Below are 18,624 nucleotides of genomic sequence, written 5' to 3' on the forward strand. Positions count from 1 at the left end.
TTGATCGTTTAAAGTAATCAATATAGAAGAGGAGAAAAAAATGAAGAAAGCGAAGTTAAGTCTTATTCTCGTAACTATTCTCGTCCTTGGAACGATATTGTCTGCTTGCAGCAAAAACAGTGCCACACAAAGTAACGATGGTAAGGATGAAAAGCCTTATGAAATCAAATGGTACACACTTGGAACACCACAAAAGGATACGGATAAAGTCTTTGCAGAAGTGAACAAATATACAAAGGAAAAAATTAACGCGACCGTGACAATGACACAAATTGACTGGGGAGATTGGGACCAAAAGTCTCAAGTGATGATCAATTCAGGCGAAGAATTTGATATTATCTTCACCTTTGGGAACCCATATGTCCAAAATGCCCAAAAGGGTGCATTTATCGCGGTAGATGATCTGTTAGAAAAGGAAGGGAAAGCACTTAAAGAGCTGATTAACCCTGTTCTGCTGGAAGGAAATAAGGTCGATGGAAAACTTTATGGTATTCCTGCAAATAAAGAGATTGCCAAACAAAATGTTTATACATTTAACAAACGCCTTGTGGACAAATATAACTTTGATCTTTCAAAGGTAAAAACATTGCAGGATCTCGAGCCAATGCTGAAAACAATTAAAGAAAATGAGCCTTCAATAACACCGATTGCTTCATTTAAGGCACCTTTACGCTTTGACATTGTCTTTAATGGTGAAATGCCCTTTGCATTTCCATTTGAAGGGGAAACAGACAAGGTGATTAACCATTTTGAAACAGATACTGCGATGCAACAATTCAAAACGATGCATAAGTACTATAAATCAGGGTTTCTTAAAGAAGATGCGGCCACAAGCAGCGAAAACTGGCCATTGGAAGTAGAAAACTGGTTTGTGCGCATGAACTATTACCAGCCGTATGCAGATTTATTATGGTCTCGTTCAGCTAAATATGAGGTAGTATCCATTCCTGCCGAACCGGCTGCGATTGTCAATGATTCTATATCTGGATCGATTCAAGCAATTTCCGCTACCTCAAAAAATCCACAAAAAGCCATGGAATTTCTGACACTCCTTAACACAGATCCATATCTTCGCAATCTTATCGATAAAGGGATTGAAGGAACTCACTACAAAAAGAATGATGATGGTATGATTGAGGATTTGCCTGCGCGTATTGACGGCTATAATATCCCATCCTACACATTAGGCAACAACTATATCCTCGATTTATACAAAGGTGACCCAGAAGATAAATGGGAAAAGTTCGAGGAATTTAATGAATCTGCAGTAAGGGGACCTTCACTAGGCTTTAAATTTAGCAGTGACCCAGTTCGTTCAGAACTCGCAGCCATCACTAACATTACGAAAGAATTCTACCCTGCTCTTGCAACAGGCTCTGTTGACCCAGAAGAATATTTGCCGAAGTTTAATCAGAAATTGAAAGAGGCGGGAGTTGATAAGGTATTAAAGGAGATTCAAAGTCAATTTGACGAGTGGAAAAGCGCTCAAAAATAAGAGTACTAGTAACTTACAAGGTATATTAGCTCATCTTCGATCCTTTCCATTGTGTTAAACTAAAAAAGGTAAACTATCATATTTGAGGGATTGAAAATGAAATTAAAACAAACAGGCCGCTTTCAGCAAAAGATGTTTAATAAGCTTTTTTTAACGTCCTCTATTACGATAATTGTAACCGTTATCATTTTGATTGTAACTATTACAAACTATTATTCTGAAATCATCATTCAGAAGGAAGTGAATGTGAATACAAGGACGATAGAACGGGTAGAGGATTATTTTTCTGCCAAGGATTCAGATGTAAATAAAGCAATTAGAGATATTTATGTTCAAGGAGATCTCATTGATGATATCTCCTTTGCCCTTCATAACGGATATGGAAAATATTTGGAGTATCGCCTTAATCGCTTTACAGAGGACCATTCTTATTTTCCTAGCAATCTAGATACTTATTTTAATGGTTTTTTTAGTCAAGATAGTGATATTAATGCAATCAGTCTCCGCTCATTGGATAGTCACAGTGTAGAATATTTGCTTATCAATAATTATCTTCGCTGGAATGAAAGCATGAAGAACGCAGAAGTAACGGAGAACAAACCTGAAGCAAATTTAAGGAGTGCCGGCCTGCCGAAAGGGCGGAGATTAAAGGATACCATCACCAAAAAGGTGGTCATAAATAATCCTGTCACACTGGAGAAAATAGGTGAAATTTCCATCTTTTACTCGACTGAACATTTAGATAAGATGGTCCAAAAGGATGAAGGCGCACCAGCCTCTTTCTTTTTATTGGATGCTGAAGGCAAAACCATTTATTCTCATAATGAAGGTGTGCCATCAGCAATAATCCAGCAATTTAAACAAGAAACGAATGAAACGAAGCTAAGTTATAAATCAAAAAAATTTTACATTAATACAGTTGCCAATAAGGGTGATTATACATTTGTCAGTGTCATAACGAATGAAGGCTGGCAGAAGCTATCGATTGTCAGGGGAACGATGTGGGTCGTCATAATTCTCCTTATAGTCGCAGCCATTTTGATGTCTTATACATTTATGCAAAATTACTCACGCCGCATTAACAAAATAGTATCGACCATTCGTCAAGTGGAAAAGGGAAACCTGGCTGCACGGATTCCTGCATCTGATGAAGAGGATGAATTAGCGAAGATTGCCTTTAATATAAATTCCATGCTCGATGAATTAAATAATTATATTGCCCAATTTTATTTACTTAACTTAAAGCAGCAGCAGGCAGAATTGAAGGCGCTTCAAGCACAGATTAATCCGCATTTTTTATTTAATACGCTTGAAGCCATCAGAATGGTGGCAATGTTGGAGGGTTCTAAAACTTCCAGTAAGATGACCTTTCATTTATCAAAACTGTTCCGCTATTCACTGGAATCGAAAGATATTGTCCCATTATATACCGAGATTGAATATGTTAAACAATATTTAACATTAATGCAGTTTAAACATCCCGATAAGCTGGAGGTTCAGTTTCATTTAGCAGAGGAAGTAGAGCAAACACCTGTGCAAAAATTAATCCTTCAGCCGATTATTGAAAATTACTTTGTACATGGCTTTAAAAAGGATCGAACTGACAATCTCTTAACAATTAGCGGCGTTAAACTTGGCGAAAAAATTGAAATCAGGATTGACGATAATGGGAAGGGCATGTCAGAAGAAAAACTGTCCCAAATTGTTCATCATATTAATTGTGAAGAGGGCGATGAAATGAAATCAATTGGATTAAGAAATATTCATCAGCGTTTAAAGCTAAAATATGGAGACCAATACGGGCTCTCGGTAAAAAGCAGTCCAGCAGTAGGAACAACCGTTATTTTAACCATTCCAGTTCAGGGGATTTACCATGTTTAAAGTACTGTTGGCAGATGACGAACCGATTATTACAAAAGGACTTTCAGCGATTTTGGATTGGGAAGATTACGGATTTGAGATAGTACATACAGCAGAAAGTGGCGAGGAGGCACTCTCTTATATAAAAGAGAATCCGATTGATATTCTCATTTCGGATATTTTAATGGGAGAAATGTCCGGTCTTGATTTAATCCAAGAGGTTAAAAGCATTCGGTCTGACACAAAGAGTATTGTTTTAACAGGTTATCAGGAGTTTGACTATATAAAACGAGGGTTGTTATTAGGGATTGAAAATTATTTAGTTAAGCCTGTTGATGAAGAGGAATTATTAAAAACACTGCAATCTGTCGGACAGAAATTAAAGGTTGCAACTGCTGGCAGCCAGACAAAAGACTCAACTACCATGCTGGATAATACATTATGGGGCTTTCTGACAGGGGAAGTTAGCCAGCATGATTGCTTGGAAAGATTAGCATTGTATAACATTGAATTTAATAAGCCGTTTTATAATGTTTCTATCTTAAATATTGAACATTATCAGCAGTCTGAAGTTGTAAATCACATCCGTCATTATATTGAAACACAGTACGCTGCCGTATGTCTCCATAATCCGAATCAAGAGATCATCATTATATTTGACGGTTCAAGTGAAGAGGAACTAATAAAGCAAAACCAGCGTCTAGTGACTGACCTCTGCAATGAACAAAAAAGAATAGGCTTATTTTATTTGGCAATGGGCAAACCAGTTCAAATGCTGGATGAATTAAATGAAAGCTTTGCGATGGCAAGAGACTGCAGCGCCATGCAGTTATATTTAGAACCTAATGTGCTGATTACAGATAAACAGGCATTAGATCGGCATGATGAACAGAAACAGCAGCAGGAATTCAAAGATTGCCTTGTGAAAATGCTTATGAATGCGGAGGAAGAATCGTTAGCTCTAGTTGATTTATTTTTTAAGAATTTAACAGAAAAAGACAATCTTATCTCGCCGCAAGTAGCGAAAAAATATACATTTGATTTAATCTCTTATATTCATTATTCAGTGCGTCCAGATGATCTTTGTCTTTATACAGCTGTTGTGGAACGGATTGTCTATAGTTCGGATATTGAGCAGATGAGGGATATTTTGACTGAATATTGCTATGAACTGATTCTGACTGTTCATAATCATGTTCATTTGCGAAGTCCAATTGTCCAAAATGTTCTTACCTTTATTCATGCTCACTTTGACCAAGGCTTGTCCTTAAAAACACTAGGGCAACAATTTCATGTTAATGCTATTTACTTAGGTCAGTTATTCCAAAAGGAAGTAGGAGTCGTCTTTTCAGAATACCTTAATCGTTATCGCTTGGAAAAAGCGAAGGAATTATTGAAAGCCACTCATTACAGGGCAGGCGATATTGGGAAAAAAGTAGGTTATTCTGATACGACTTATTTTTATAAGCAATTTAAGAAAATGGTTGGCACAACTCCGAGTGAGTGGCGGAAAATTTAAAAAAGGAAGCGGTGATAAATTTGAAATATCTTTTTCCTGAAAAATTTTGGTGGGGAAGTGCGGCATCTGGTCCGCAAACAGAAGGAGCAGCTATGATTGATGGCAGAAAGGAAAGTATGTGGGATTTTTGGTATAGCCAAAATCCTGAATGCTTTCATCATGGCGTCGGACCGACCCATACATCAGATTTCTATCATCGATTTAAAGAAGATATTCAGTTAATGAAAGAAACGGGTCATAACTCTTTTCGCACATCTATCCAATGGTCACGGTTAATCCCGAATGGAACCGGGGAAGTAAACGAGAAGGCTGTTGATTTCTACAATCAGGTCATTGATGAGCTGCTGGCCAATGATATCGAACCATTTATAAATTTATACCACTTTGATATGCCAATGTGCATGCAGGAAATAGGCGGCTGGGAGAACCGAAACGTGATTGATGCCTATGTGAACTATGCTACTACCTGCTTTCGGTTATTTGGCGATCGTGTGAAGTATTGGTTTACCTTCAATGAACCAATTGTGCCTGTCGAGGCTAGTTATTTATATGATTTGCATTATCCTAATGTAACTGATTTTAAGCGGGCGGCCATCGTTGCCCATCATACCATTGTCGCTCATGCAAAAGCCGTCGAGGCATTTAGAAAATTAGAGTTAGCTGGGAAAATCGGCATTATTCTTAACTTAACACCCTCTTATCCAAGAAGCGAGGACAAAGAAGATAGGGCAGCAGCTCATATTGCAGATGTATTCTTTAACCGCAGTTTTCTCGACCCAGTCACAAAGGGGGTATATCCTCGTGAATTGGTTGAAATTTTACAAGCAAGAGAGTTGCTTCCGCCTGTTGAGGCCGATGATTTGGAGGTAATCCGCAATAATCCGATTGATATTTTAGGAGTGAACTACTATCAGCCTCGCCGCGTAAAAGCGAAAGAAACCCAAGAATCAGAAAATGCTCCGTTTATGCCTGAACATCTATTTGATCCTTATATTATGCCAGGCCGAAAAATCAATCCCCACCGCGGCTGGGAGATTGCAGAGGAAGTAATTTACGATATTATGATTGATATTCGTGATAATTATGATAACATACCTTTTTTCATCTCAGAAAATGGTATGGGGGTTGAAGGGGAGGAAAAGTTCCGCAATGACGCAGGATATATTGAGGACGATTACCGAATTGAGTTTGTGAGAGAGCATTTGCAATGGGTGCATAAAGGTATACAGGAAGGAGCCAATTGTCTTGGATACCATATGTGGACATTTATGGATAACTGGTCATGGACAAACGCTTATAAGAACCGCTACGGATTTGTAGAGGTAGATTTAAAGAATAGCCTGAAACGTACTGTGAAAAAATCAGGGCGATGGTACAAGCAGCTGGCAGAAAATAACGGATTTTAACAGAATGGAGAGTGAAATTCTGATGGAAGCCTATATGGTATTCGATATTGGCGGCACCTTTATCAAATACGCAGTAATGGATGAGTCTGCCAGAAAACTAAGAAGTGGCAAGCTGGCAACACCTAAGGATGGACTGGACAGTTTCTTGCAGACCATACAAAGAGTAGCAGAGGAAAATGCTGCTGACTTTGAGTTGCAAGGAATAGCAGTAAGCTCACCAGGGGCGGTCGATATAAAAACAGGTTATATTGGCGGAGCGAGCGCTATCCCCTATATACATGGGGTAAACATGACAGCACTCATCAGAGAAAAGACCGGACTTCGGACAGTAATAGAAAATGACGCGAATTGTGCAGCCTTGGCAGAAGGCTGGTTAGGAGCAGCCAAAGCAACAGATTACTATATTTGTATTGTAATAGGAACAGGAATAGGCGGCAGTATCGTCCTCAATCAAACCATTTTACGCGGCGCCAATCTTCACGGCGGAGAGTTCGGCTGCATGATAATGGGAGCACCAGCACAAGAGCCACTACAAGGCACATGGAGCCTTGCAGCTTCCACGAATGCTCTAGTAGAGGAAGTAAAAAAGAGAAAACAGCTAGAAGAAGGAACATTCGATGGAGAAGCTGTATTCCGCTTAGCAAAAGAAGGCGATTCGATTGCCAAAGAATGCATTGCTGAATTTTATAAAAGGCTTGCCATCGGTATATATAATTTGAAATATGCCCTCGACCCTGAAAAAATCCTAATTGGCGGCGGAGTCAGCAGCCGTCCAGAAGTAATAGAAGGAATTAACCGTGAATTACAGCAGCTGCGAAATGATGTTTCTACATTACAAATAGAAGTGGAAGCTTGTCAGTTTGGAAATGATGCAAATTTAGTCGGAGCGTTGTTTCATTTTCTTAATACCAAGTATTGATAATTGCCCACCTATATTAAGTGCTGAAATGCACTTGAATATAGGTGGGTTTTATTTTTTATGGATGCGAAAAAAGATATAAATATATCCATTTAATACTTAACACTAGAAGAAACGAAAGGGAAAGATATCGCCTTTGCAGGCAGCCTGTCCCAATTATTCCTCATAAGTAATATTAAGTAATGCTATACTCACAATATAGAGTTCTCCTGTTGTCCATTGCTCATATATCCCCCCATTTTCCTCAACAGCCTTAATGACATTTCGTATCCCTATTCCCTCAACCAATCGATTTTTACGTGTATAAATTTCTGTTGTATCAAAATTATTGGATATTTCAATTGTTAAGTTATTTTTGAAGTAATCTATTTCTAAAGTTACTTCCTTATGTTCAGTTACTGATAATCGTTTGCATGCATGAATAGAATTATCTAATAGATTTCCAAATATGGCCACTAGCACATCGTCATGTAAATTGACTTTTCTCGGCAAAAAGGCTTTAATATTTAATTCTATTCCTTCTGAATTTGCATATGTATATTTTTCATTTAACAAAAAGTTTAAAGTATGATTTTCAGTAAAAATGTTAGTGCAATCATTTGTCAAAGCAGAAAGCGATTGGCTGATAGAATTAATTGCTTCTTCAACTTTTCCTTTTTGTAATTTGCTTAAAAGCACCAAATATTGATTTTTTAAATCATGGTTAATGGCCTGGATTTTAGTTTGTGACTTTTTTACTTGATCATAAAATTTCATTTCATTCGCTAGTGTCCTATTTTGTATAGTAGTTTGAACAAACTTCTCATAATGATTTGATAAGCTCACGTAAAGATATAAGATACATAAGTTCATATATACTATCCCAATAAACATAAGTGGAATTAATGTATGTGGAAGATTTTTTGTGCTTATTTCATTAATAAATATTACACATAACGTAAGTATGGATACGGAGGGGATAGAGGTTAGAGCTGTGACTTTAAATAGATCTAAATTGTGATTGGACCTATTTCTTTCATAAACTTTTAGTTTTATAAGTACAATGCAAATTAGTTCTATTATAGTAGAAACACTTGTACTTGCAGAAACAAATAATAAATCAAATGGTGAAATTTGCTCAAATGGAAAGAAATAAGAGAGAATTAAATAACCTGCATATTCACATCCTATTGATATAACTAGGAGAACAGTTGCCCAAAAAGTTGCTTTTTTTAAAGGGACATAATTTCTGACACCTACTGTTATTAAAATGAATATGGTTATAGCAATATTTAGAAAAGGGACAATTTGAATAGAAACAATAAAGCGCATTACACAAAAAATAAGAAGAAGAGCCAGTAATTATATATTTATTTTAGAGAGGTAACTTCTTTTTATTTTATTATAATTGGAGAAAAAATAATTTGCTAGAAGGATATGAGCACATAAATTTAATATTATTAATAGAATCATCGTATTTTTTCTCTCAATTTAAGCAATATTGATTTTCTTGCTGTCGTCTTATAGTTTTTACTGATCGGAACCCAAATGTCTGAACCTTTTTCCATATTAAGTGTAAGGTAATCGTTTCGAATTTCCCTAACAAAACGAATATTAATAATGTAGGAATTATGAACTCTTACAAAGGTATCATCTAAATTAGATATTAGTTCTCTGGTTGTCATCATAACGGAGTGTTCTTCATCTATTGTGTGGATTAATACTTTTCGCATTCTTTTTTCGAAATAGACTATTTCTTGTAGTGGAAGAGAATAGTCCACTTTATTATATTGAAATACGAAGTGTTTCTCTTCAAAGTTAAGGTATTTTATAACCTTATCTAAAACGGGGAATAGCTCCTGTTCTGTCAAAGGTTTTAAGATAAAATCAAATGTATGTAGCTTAAAAACTTCCATAGCATAATTATCGTAGCTTGTTACAAAAACGATAGGAACATTAACATCAAATTCACGGATTCTGCTTGCTATTTCCAAACCAGAACTCTCAGGAAATTCAATATCTAAAATGAATAAATGGTAGTTTGATTTTGGAAGTATTTCTATAAGTTTGGTTGCATTATAGAAAACATCAACAGAAAAATTCGGATTATATCTTTTTATAAGGACTTCTGTTTGGCTAGTGACCTCAAAGACATCATCGCATATTGCTATATTTAACAATCTTAACACCTCCTGTAATATGCAACTCCATTTTACCCCCAGCCGTTTCATTTTAGCAATCATCCTTTGTGATTTATTGCACATATTTTTTATTGTATTTAGGTTATTACATATAAATGGACAATTATTACTCGCTTTATAGAGAGAAGAGTATTTGTGATATTCTTCGCGTATGTGGACAAAGTATGTTCGTTAAAGTGTTTTTCGTAGAAGAAAGATACTCAAATAATAGAATAACTTTGTTGCAAATTTACGAATCCTTCTGTAGAGGATGAGGGGGTGATAAATATGAAAAAAGTAACAGTACGGCGTGCGTCCAAAGTAGAAGCTACAGCATGGTGGATTATTTTCTAATGTAGATAATGGCACAACGCAAAAATTGGCACTAAGTTGGTATATCAGACCATAATCTATGTGAAAATATCATTAACTTAGTGCTATCTATTTAACTGATAACATTTTTGGAGAGGAACTATGAAATATAAAAACCCTCGGATTAAACCAATTTATCCATTGTATAGATTAAATCAAGACGAATTTAGAATTGGAGCGCAGCTTGGCATTACAGCAGAGTTTAATGATCCAGATCAGCAGATGTGGGAGTTAGCAAAAAGGTTGGATGGACGCGATATTAAAGAAATCTTTAATGAAGTTAGAGAATTGTTTCCAGAACTAACCGTAACAGATATTTTAGAGGGAATCCAGTTATTGGATGAAGAAGGTTTTATTGAAGAAACACATCTAGATGTTGAAAAAACAGTTCCTGAACGTTACAAACCGAATGTAAATTATTTTAGTCGATTTATTGGAACTAGAAGAAAACGTTTTGACATTCAACAAAAAATAAATGAAACATCAATTTTGTTATTAGGTCTTGGAGGTGGAGGTTCAAATATTCTAACTCTTCTTGCTGGATTAGGTCCAAAGAAAGTTATCATTGTAGATTATGATATCGTTGAAGAAGGAAACTTAGGTAGGCAGCTGATATATCGGGAAAAAGACATTGGTAAACTTAAAACGGAAGTAGCACAACAAGCTTTCAAAGAAATGAACTCAACAATAGAAATAGAAGCACATAATCTTAAAATTACAACACCAGAAGATTTGATAACTTTGGCTGAAGGAATAGATTTAGTAATCTGTGCTATTGATGAACCACCATTCATAGCACAAAGAATTGTAAATCAAGCAATTGTTCGTACTAATTTACCTTGTGTTTTTGGGGCTTCTCAAGTAAGTCGCGGAAGAATTTTTACAGTTCTACCTAAGGTAACTGGTTGTTTCGATTGTCTAAACTTGCAATACAGCATAAATGATCCACAATTTGTTGAACAATTTATAGGTTTTAGAAATATTAACTTTTCTCCACCAACTGTTGCATATGCACCTGGGATTTACCAGTTGACTGCAGCTATAGTCGATGAAGCAGTAAGAGTAATAACTGGTTATGCTCAACCTAGAAGTTTGGGAACGCAATATGAAATAAATTTTGAAGATGGTTCTTCATTTACTCATCCCACTTGGAATAGATATGAAGAACAATGTCCAACCTGTGGAAATGGGAATATTTACGACTGGGAAATATTTCAATATTATGAGAACAAGAAATAATTAAAGTGCGGTGAAAGTATGCCAAGTAAAATGATTGTAAAACACATAGCAAGTAGAAATTTAAAAAATGGAAAAGCTGTTATTATAGCTTCCGATTCCATTCCACTAGTTGTTGATAGAGAAATTGCTGACTCATTAATAAAAAATCCCATGTTTTTAAATAACTGTAATCCAGATGTACGATCATTATTTGAAGAAAGTGGGTATTTTCGGAAATTTGATGAGGAAGCGAACATACTCCCAATTGAACAAACTACAACCAGGTGGAACTTTTATCGGAAGCTTTCATTATTAGTTGGTATACTTTCGCTTATTATTATTATATTTGCTCTTCCTTTTACTGGTGGAATTCCAACTGGCAATAAAATATTAGCACAAAATGTGCACTTTTTTTATACTTTTCTGTTTGTTATTTTTGTCTCTGTATTATCAAGTCTTTTACATGAGTATATGCATATTTTTTTCTCGAATTCTGCTAAGAGATCCAAAGATATAATTAAGATACGATTTATAAAATCGACAGCAACCGTTTCAATGTCACATATATGGGTTTGGTCACTTTTCCCCAGATTTATTGCTTTATCAGCTGGTTTAATTTCGGATTTATTCCTATTAGCAATAGTTACAGTAACACAAGTTTTTATTGCAAATTGGATTTTAATAGTGACATCGGCTGTTTTGTGGGTTCGGATTTTGTGGCAATTTCGTTTTCACAAAAAATGTGATGGTCAATTAATCTTTCAAACATTGTTGGACAACCCATTATTTGGTGATATGACTGCACTTACTGATAATTCTTTAGAGCAAAGGAAAGAAAAAAGATTAATGAGGATTCTTAAGTTTATAGGTTATACCATCAATATTCTCCTTTTAATATTCTGGTGTTTACCCTTTTTTTTGAGTATTTATAGATACTTTGCTAATTAAGTCTCTAAGAATAAGCAATTAAATAAGTCAGATATTTATCGAGGTGGCTATGGCACAACAAGAAAATAATTTACAGATAATATCATTGAAAAAGGTTTATAAAAAAAATAGAATTGTGGCTAATTTCGACATTACCTTGTCGTTTAAGGCTGGAGAGGTTGTTGCGTTAATAGGGCATAATGGTGCTGGGAAATCAACGCTGTTAAACCAAATTTTAGGATTGGTAAAACCAACTTCTGGAGTAATCCAATTTAATAAAGTAAATATTATTGATAATCCACAAAAAGCAAGAGCTTTTGTTTCTTTAATGCCTCAATTTCAAGCACCATTAAATGGTGTTACGATGAAACAAGCGGTTGAATCGATTTTTTTAATTCGTGGTGGAAGAAGTAAAGAAATGCAAACGATAGTGAATAGTCTCTTGAAAGATTTACAAATTGAGAATTATGCATTACATTCGGGTGATAAACTTTCTGGAGGTTTACAGAGACTAACTTCCTTTGCGATGACTGTAGTTTCTCCATCACCAATTTTGTTATTTGATGAACCGACAAATGATGTTGATCCAATACGTCGGAAGTTAATCTGGCAATATATGAAAAAACTCGCTAATAACGGGCATATTGTTCTTGTTGTATCTCATAATTTACTTGAAATAGAACAGTATGCAGATAGATACATCATGCTAGAAGAGGGGCAAGTTATTAAAGAATCAGACCTCCGATCATATCCAGCAAAATCCGTAAGTCTTTTAAGTATCTTTATTCTAGATACTGATATTTTAAGTGAAATACCTGTAGATATAGAGATTAAATATACAGAAAAAGAGCTTAGAGCAGATTTAATTTTAAATCCAGAGCAAATTTTAAATACATTGGATTGGGCACTGCAATTGCTTAAGTTGGGGAGGATTTCTAACTATAAACTTTCTCCGATTTCTCTGGAATATTCTTACGGAGGTCTAAAGACATGAGGGATAATCTGATTGAGAATCCGATTTCTAATCAATTAATAAGTTTGATTAGGTGGAGTATATTGCGTCATAAGCATCTATTAGTTGTTTTTTCATTTGCACAGATAGTTCTTTCGTTAGCAATAGTATATGGATTAGCACTAATGCTTCCAGATATAGATGAAGAAACAGCTATTTATCTATCTTCTGGATCAATCACATTGGGAATAATTGCTGTTGGTTGTGTACTATCAGGCCAAATTATAAACACAGCTAAGCAAGAAGGAATTATCTATTATCAAAAAACTTTACCAGTCTATCGTTTAAATATTATTTTTGCTGACATTATTATATGGGGTCTTGCTTCGTTACCGGGAATTTTTATGAGTTGTTTAGCGGCGATTTTTCGATTTCATTTAACTATTGAAGTTTCTATACAATGTTTATTAGCTATCGCTATTATACAAATTAGTATGATTTGTATTGGATTTGCCATAGCCTATTGGTTTTCGGCAAACATTGTTGCCTTAGTCACGCAAATAATTATGATTGGTGGCTTACTCTTTTCGCCTATTTTGTATCCAACAAATAGATTGCCGATATGGACAAAAGTGATTTACGAAAATCTGCCATTTGTGCCAGCAAGTAAGCTTATTAGATCGACTTTATTTAACAATGGAACAGTTTCTATTCGGGATGTAGTGGTGGTATCAATCTGGGGAATAGTTACTATGCTGTTATCATTAATTGCATTGTCGAGGAGAGAGTAATTAATGGAAAGAATCAATGTAACAAATTTATATAAAACAATTGAGAATCAAGGATTATTAAATAATGCAAATTTAAGGGTTGATAATGGCGAGATTTGCGCAGTAATCGGTCCTAACGGAGCAGGAAAAACATCCTTAATTAAATGCATTTTAGGTCTTTTGAAGCAAGATGTTGGCGACATTCTAATTAATGGACAACAAATGTCTACTATTACACGCAATGACCTTTTAAGAGAGATAGGCACAGTTTTACAGTTCCCGTTAATCATCGGAAAATTAACCGTTGAACAAGTATTTAATGAGCACTTTCACTATTATGAAGTAAATACAACTGGAGCTATCCAAGATTTATTAAAAAAAGTTGAGTTGCCAGTTTCCATGAACAGCTTAGCTAAAAACCTATCCTTAGGCATGAAACAACGTTTATTATTGAGTTTAGCCTTGGCTCATCAACCGAAAATATTAATACTTGATGAACCTTTTAATGGGTTAGATGTGGATGGAATTAAGCTAATAAAAGATATTTTAAAAGCGTTTGCTGCAATGGGGAATAGTGTTCTTATAACGAGTCATTCATTAAGTGAACTGCAAGATTTAGCAACTAATGTAGTCTTTATGAAGAATGGCACAACAACTTCGAATCAAAAGATGGGAGATATTGTTCGAGATTTTGAAGGTGGATTGCTCCAATATTATGAGAAATCAAAAACTGTTGCACATGTGGAGGGAGAACGGAGATGAAGAGACACTATAATTATGAGAAGAGAAAGCTAACACCTATTAGGTATACTATTTTTTTAATAGCTTTCCTATCACAATTAGTATTTCTATTCTTCTTTGCGATTGTTGGTCACTTTGAGTCTGGCGACTCCTCAAGTGATATATTAAAAAATATATCGGGTATTGGGGGCTTAGCTAGTACAATAACAATGTGTATTCTAGCTATATACGGTGCTGTACTGCTTAATACAATTATTATTGAAAATTATATTGGAGAGAATCGTATTCGTGTTTATTTATATCCATATGGCAGAAAGAAATTGTTTTTATTAAAAGTAAAATGCTTCGTATTGGTATTTTTAAAATTTCAGTTCCTAGGACTTGTTCTTTCGAATGTCATTTTTTTATTAGTAGAGTTTGTTTTTCCTATTGTGAATTCTGGAGAAGGAATATTTTCAAATTTATTAATGGCAATAAACAGCTCTATAGCTAGTTCGTTGATAACTTTGGTTGTTATTCTATTTTCTGGGGTTATTGGTATTCGTTTTTCATCACTGCCAGCAACGATTGTTTCTAGTATAGTACTGGTTGTTATTTTAGGAAATTTAATTGCAATGTCCTTTGCAGCTAACGTATTTCTCTGTCTGCTAGTTGCGATAGCTTTAACAGTTCTAATCTATTTCATCATTGTATATGCGGGAGTTCGGATTGAAAATGAGGATGTTGTATAGTTGCTAATTAGAATGATATAAGTATGGGAAGAACCTTTTCAGAAGCATTCACCTCAAATAATGACTTCTGCTGTTAAAGGTTCTTTCCGATAAGCTTCCGTCAATTTCTATTCTTATTAATTTAAAGCAAATTTAAGTCAAACTTCTGCCTGTCATTTGATCAACCTTATAATAGGTTTCCCTTCGTACTGGTTTTCCCGACATTTTTGGAGCCATCAAAAGGGTGTACGCGTTTCTCCGCTATTGAAGCCCCTTCATAAGTCTGCTCCCAGCAAAAACAGTTCTTTATTTTAACCAATGAATCTATGCTTTTACCAATAGGATGAGAAGTATAGTCCTGGTAAAATTATGTAAGGGTTTACATTTTATTTAGGCATCTATTGAAAATAACGTCTCAAAAGGGGGGAGAGTAGCACTTATTCCAAACATGGACGAAATACGTGGTGAGTACTTTGCAGAAATGGTTAAACAAAAAAGCGTTCACTTAACTTCTTTTGTTATCACATACAGTAGTAAAAATAAAGGAGGACAATGGATGTTTTCGCGATTCGGAAAAACTAAAAAAACACTAATCGTCACAGTTTCGTTGCTTTTTACTTTGCAAACAGGCTTGTCTACAGCTTTGGCGGGAGATACTTTGCCATACACAGGTGACAGTGCAACTGGATTAAATCAGCCAACTCAACACGGTTATACAGCGAATGACATTTTAGAATGGACACCTGAAGCGGATAAAAATGCGGAAATGCTGCGGTCACGAGTTCCTTTACAAGAACGTAATCAGGCATTTTCTGCTACACAGGCTAACCCAAATGTAAGCTCTGAGACACAAATGTTAAATCTTGCTGGTGATTATGGCAATGCTTTTATGGACAGCACAGCGTATACGAATAAATTCGGTCAATATACATTCCCGTACTGGCAGTATATTGACTATTATTCTTATTGGCATGGTACAGCGTCAGCTGATGTGCCGAATTACTTATATAATCCGAGCCTGCCATGGTATGAAAGATGGTTTGAATTTGGAGTACTTAATATTCCGAATCCTGCTTATACAAATGCCGCACATAAAAACGGGGTTAAATCTCTGGCGGTTATTTTTTTCTCGAGCAATGACAGGGGACCGCAAACGTATACACAAATGCTGGTAAAGGATAAGAAAGGTAACTTTCCTGTTGCTGAAAAGCTGATAGAGATGGCTCAATATTATGGTTATGACGGTTATTTCTTTAACCAGGAAGAAGCTAGCTCAGGGGTAGCTGTGAAGGATATACCTGTTTATAAAGAGTTTTTAAAGGTGTTAAGAGACAAAGGATTGTATGTGCAATGGTACGATTCTGTTCATAATACTACTGGCAAAACGAGGTATGAAAATGAATTTACGGCAGTTAATAGTCCGTTTGTAAAGGATGAGCAGTATGGTGATTTGGCTAACTCGATTTTCTTAAATTACTTATGGAACAAACAAAAAATGGTGAATTCTAAAGCACACGCCGAAAGTCTAGGGTTAGATTCATTGAAGACAGTGTTTGCTGGAATTGAAGCGGGCGGCGACAGGTTTAATAAGCAGCGTAATGATTTGCGAAATAATTTGGACAGCAACGGAAAGCCGTTAAATAGTATTGCTATGCTGGGGTCTGATTTTACGCATCACGGCTTGGATGAAGATCTTGGCGGGGAAGATACAAATCGACGCAATGACAGTGATTATCAATGGATGTCATTTATCCGTGATCGTGCTTGGTGGTCAGGACCAAATTTGGACCCGACGAAAACGGGAAGAAACGCAAATGCACAGCTTTCAGATGTAGCAGCCAAAGGCGATAACTGGGATGGTGTTGCGGCATATATCGCTGAGCGCAGCGTGATTCAAGGTGCCAATTTTGTGTCTGATTTTAATATGGGCCGCGGTCAGGCTTATTATGTCAATGGCAAGGTAAGCAATGCAGAAGAATGGTCCAATATTAATATTCAAGATATTCCAGTGACATGGCAGTGGTGGCTGGAAACAACAGGTACGCCGCTTCAGGCTGATTTTGATTTTGGTCCTGAGTATAATGCAGGTTCAAGATACAGCTATGAAAAAGTCGGTGCCTTTAATGGCGGCAGCTCGCTAGTCGTAAATGGCGCACTAGATGCGGATAACTTCTTACACCTTTATAAGACTGATTTGCAAGTTAAACAGGGCTCAGAATTTTCCCTTACTTATAATAAAACATCGCCAGACGATTCGTCTGAAATGAGTGTCGGCTTCATTTTCAAGGACAATCCAGACAAGGTTGTGAAAGTAAAAGTTCCTGATTCCGGCAAGAAAACAGCAGGATGGGTAACCGCTAAGCTTGATTTAGCTGATTTTGCTGGCAAAGAAATTGCATCCTTTGGCATCCATTTTGCTAACGGCGATAAAAAAATCGATGATTATCAAATGAATATTGGGCAAGTGAAAATAAGTGACGGTTCTATTAAGAAACCGCAGGCACCAACAGGGCTGAAAATTACAAAAGCTTTACGGGACTCCAATGAAATGAATATTTCATGGGATATGGAAGCTTACGATAATGTGAAGCAATACAATGTCTATAATAATGGAGTTTATGTCGGCGGCATATACGATGAAGTCTTTTACCTGAAGAATTTGCAAAGTCTATCTGGTGAAATTACGTTGACGGCTGTGAGTCAGGACGGTCAAGAAAGCGACCCTGCAGCAGTGCATTACGACTTAACAAAAGGTGTAAGTAATATTAAAACCGTGCAATCAGATAACGGCGATATGGTAGTGTCCTGGAAAAATCCAATGGACATAGACGGTAAGATTTCTATCAATATTGCTACAGAGTACGACTATGCGAAGAAAGTAAACGAAACAGTCACTGTGAAAAACGGCAAAACAGAAGTGAAACTGCCTGACATGCCAATTAACGGTGATAAATATCTTATTAAAATAAAAGTCGGCAGCAATGACTGGATTAGCTACAGAGGCACGTTCTTTGATAAATCCATTGAAGCTTATTCAGCAGAAAAAGTGACGATAGAAGGGAATTCTGTTACATGGGGACTACCTGAATCAAGGGATTGGCACTATCTGTATGTCTATGAAAACGGTGAAGCGAAAACATTTGATACTACCTACAGTCAAGGACACAAACCTTATATTGTCCGCGGCCGCACACATACGAAAGAGCTCACCTTTGAAACGGAAGCAACAGACAGCAGTTTAGAATTTGTGCTGGAAGATTATTCTGGCAACAAAGCCAGTACTGTTATTAGAACCACATTAGATAATCTTTACAGTATGATTAATGATCTTGTTGAAAGTGGAGAATTGAATAATAAGTCAGGTGAGCAGCTGACAAAAACCTTAACTGCTGCAAAGAAACATTATGACGGCGGCCGTTTAAAGCAGGCAGCAACCAGCCTTAATAAGTTTAAGGATGAATTAAACGATAAAGAAATGAAAAATGTTTCAGAAGACACGAAGAATAGGTTAAAAGCTAATGCTGATTATTTCCTAAGAAATTGGAAGAAGTAAGAGTGATAGATTAGGAGGGAAAG

General features: G+C 35.9%; 14 protein-coding genes. 12 read left to right on the plus strand and 2 right to left on the minus strand.

What is annotated here, in order from left to right; genetic code table 11:
- Nucleotides 1-40: 40 nt before the first annotated feature.
- The 5 genes from ACLIJJ_RS15560 to ACLIJJ_RS15580 all read left to right on the plus strand — a co-directional run bounded on the left by ACLIJJ_RS15560 (nucleotide 41) and on the right by ACLIJJ_RS15580 (nucleotide 7,199).
- On the plus strand, nucleotides 41-1,495 hold the full coding sequence (locus ACLIJJ_RS15560; RefSeq protein WP_233315546.1) for an ABC transporter substrate-binding protein: 1,455 nt from the start codon (nucleotides 41-43) through the stop codon (nucleotides 1,493-1,495).
- 96 nt (nucleotides 1,496-1,591) lie between these two features.
- A complete protein-coding gene (locus tag ACLIJJ_RS15565; RefSeq protein ID WP_233315545.1) occupies nucleotides 1,592-3,376 on the plus strand; it encodes a sensor histidine kinase in 1,785 nt (594 codons plus the stop codon).
- Nucleotides 3,369-4,874 (plus strand): response regulator, encoded by a 1,506-nt coding sequence (locus ACLIJJ_RS15570; RefSeq protein WP_411411241.1) that lies wholly within the window; start codon nucleotides 3,369-3,371, stop codon nucleotides 4,872-4,874. The genes ACLIJJ_RS15565 and ACLIJJ_RS15570 overlap by 8 nt, the downstream gene beginning before the upstream one ends.
- Nucleotides 4,875-4,894: 20 nt before the next feature.
- Nucleotides 4,895-6,280, plus strand: a complete 1,386-nt coding sequence (locus ACLIJJ_RS15575) for a glycoside hydrolase family 1 protein (protein WP_411411242.1) — start codon at nucleotides 4,895-4,897, stop codon at nucleotides 6,278-6,280.
- Nucleotides 6,281-6,284: 4 nt separating this feature from the next.
- On the plus strand, nucleotides 6,285-7,199 hold the full coding sequence (locus tag ACLIJJ_RS15580; RefSeq protein ID WP_411411243.1) for an ROK family protein: 915 nt from the start codon (nucleotides 6,285-6,287) through the stop codon (nucleotides 7,197-7,199).
- A gap of 156 nt (nucleotides 7,200-7,355) precedes the next feature.
- On the opposite strand, the gene ACLIJJ_RS15585 is transcribed toward ACLIJJ_RS15580, so the two are convergent.
- Nucleotides 7,356-8,510 (minus strand): sensor histidine kinase, encoded by a 1,155-nt coding sequence (locus ACLIJJ_RS15585; RefSeq protein ID WP_411411244.1) that lies wholly within the window; start codon nucleotides 8,508-8,510, stop codon nucleotides 7,356-7,358.
- Nucleotides 8,511-8,647: 137 nt separating this feature from the next.
- Nucleotides 8,648-9,358, minus strand: coding sequence for a LytR/AlgR family response regulator transcription factor (locus ACLIJJ_RS15590; RefSeq protein WP_341080464.1), 711 nt, complete (start codon nucleotides 9,356-9,358; stop codon nucleotides 8,648-8,650).
- Between the two features lie 474 nt (nucleotides 9,359-9,832).
- On the opposite strand from ACLIJJ_RS15590, the gene ACLIJJ_RS15595 reads away from it, so the two are divergent.
- The 7 genes from ACLIJJ_RS15595 to ACLIJJ_RS15625 all read left to right on the plus strand — a co-directional run bounded on the left by ACLIJJ_RS15595 (nucleotide 9,833) and on the right by ACLIJJ_RS15625 (nucleotide 18,601).
- Nucleotides 9,833-10,969: a ThiF family adenylyltransferase gene (locus tag ACLIJJ_RS15595; RefSeq protein WP_341080465.1), complete on the plus strand. Its 1,137-nt coding sequence runs from the start codon at nucleotides 9,833-9,835 to the stop codon at nucleotides 10,967-10,969.
- Between the two features lie 18 nt (nucleotides 10,970-10,987).
- Nucleotides 10,988-11,896: a hypothetical protein gene (locus tag ACLIJJ_RS15600; RefSeq protein ID WP_341080467.1), complete on the plus strand. Its 909-nt coding sequence runs from the start codon at nucleotides 10,988-10,990 to the stop codon at nucleotides 11,894-11,896.
- A gap of 49 nt (nucleotides 11,897-11,945) precedes the next feature.
- On the plus strand, nucleotides 11,946-12,869 hold the full coding sequence (locus ACLIJJ_RS15605; RefSeq protein ID WP_341080469.1) for an ABC transporter ATP-binding protein: 924 nt from the start codon (nucleotides 11,946-11,948) through the stop codon (nucleotides 12,867-12,869).
- A complete protein-coding gene (locus ACLIJJ_RS15610; RefSeq protein ID WP_341080471.1) occupies nucleotides 12,866-13,618 on the plus strand; it encodes an ABC transporter permease in 753 nt (250 codons plus the stop codon). Before ACLIJJ_RS15605 ends, ACLIJJ_RS15610 begins: the two co-directional genes overlap by 4 nt.
- Before the next feature lie 3 nt (nucleotides 13,619-13,621).
- Nucleotides 13,622-14,359, plus strand: coding sequence for an ABC transporter ATP-binding protein (locus ACLIJJ_RS15615; RefSeq protein WP_411229167.1), 738 nt, complete (start codon nucleotides 13,622-13,624; stop codon nucleotides 14,357-14,359).
- Nucleotides 14,356-15,069 (plus strand): hypothetical protein, encoded by a 714-nt coding sequence (locus ACLIJJ_RS15620; protein WP_411411245.1) that lies wholly within the window; start codon nucleotides 14,356-14,358, stop codon nucleotides 15,067-15,069. Before ACLIJJ_RS15615 ends, ACLIJJ_RS15620 begins: the two co-directional genes overlap by 4 nt.
- A gap of 427 nt (nucleotides 15,070-15,496) precedes the next feature.
- The gene (locus ACLIJJ_RS15625) at nucleotides 15,497-18,601 is read left to right on the plus strand and encodes an endo-beta-N-acetylglucosaminidase (RefSeq protein ID WP_411411246.1); all 3,105 of its coding nucleotides are present in this window, start codon (nucleotides 15,497-15,499) and stop codon (nucleotides 18,599-18,601) included.
- Nucleotides 18,602-18,624 lie beyond the last annotated feature (23 nt).

This window comes from Niallia laureatilytica, assembly GCF_046613985.1.
Taxonomy (GTDB): domain Bacteria; phylum Bacillota; class Bacilli; order Bacillales; family Cytobacillaceae; genus Niallia.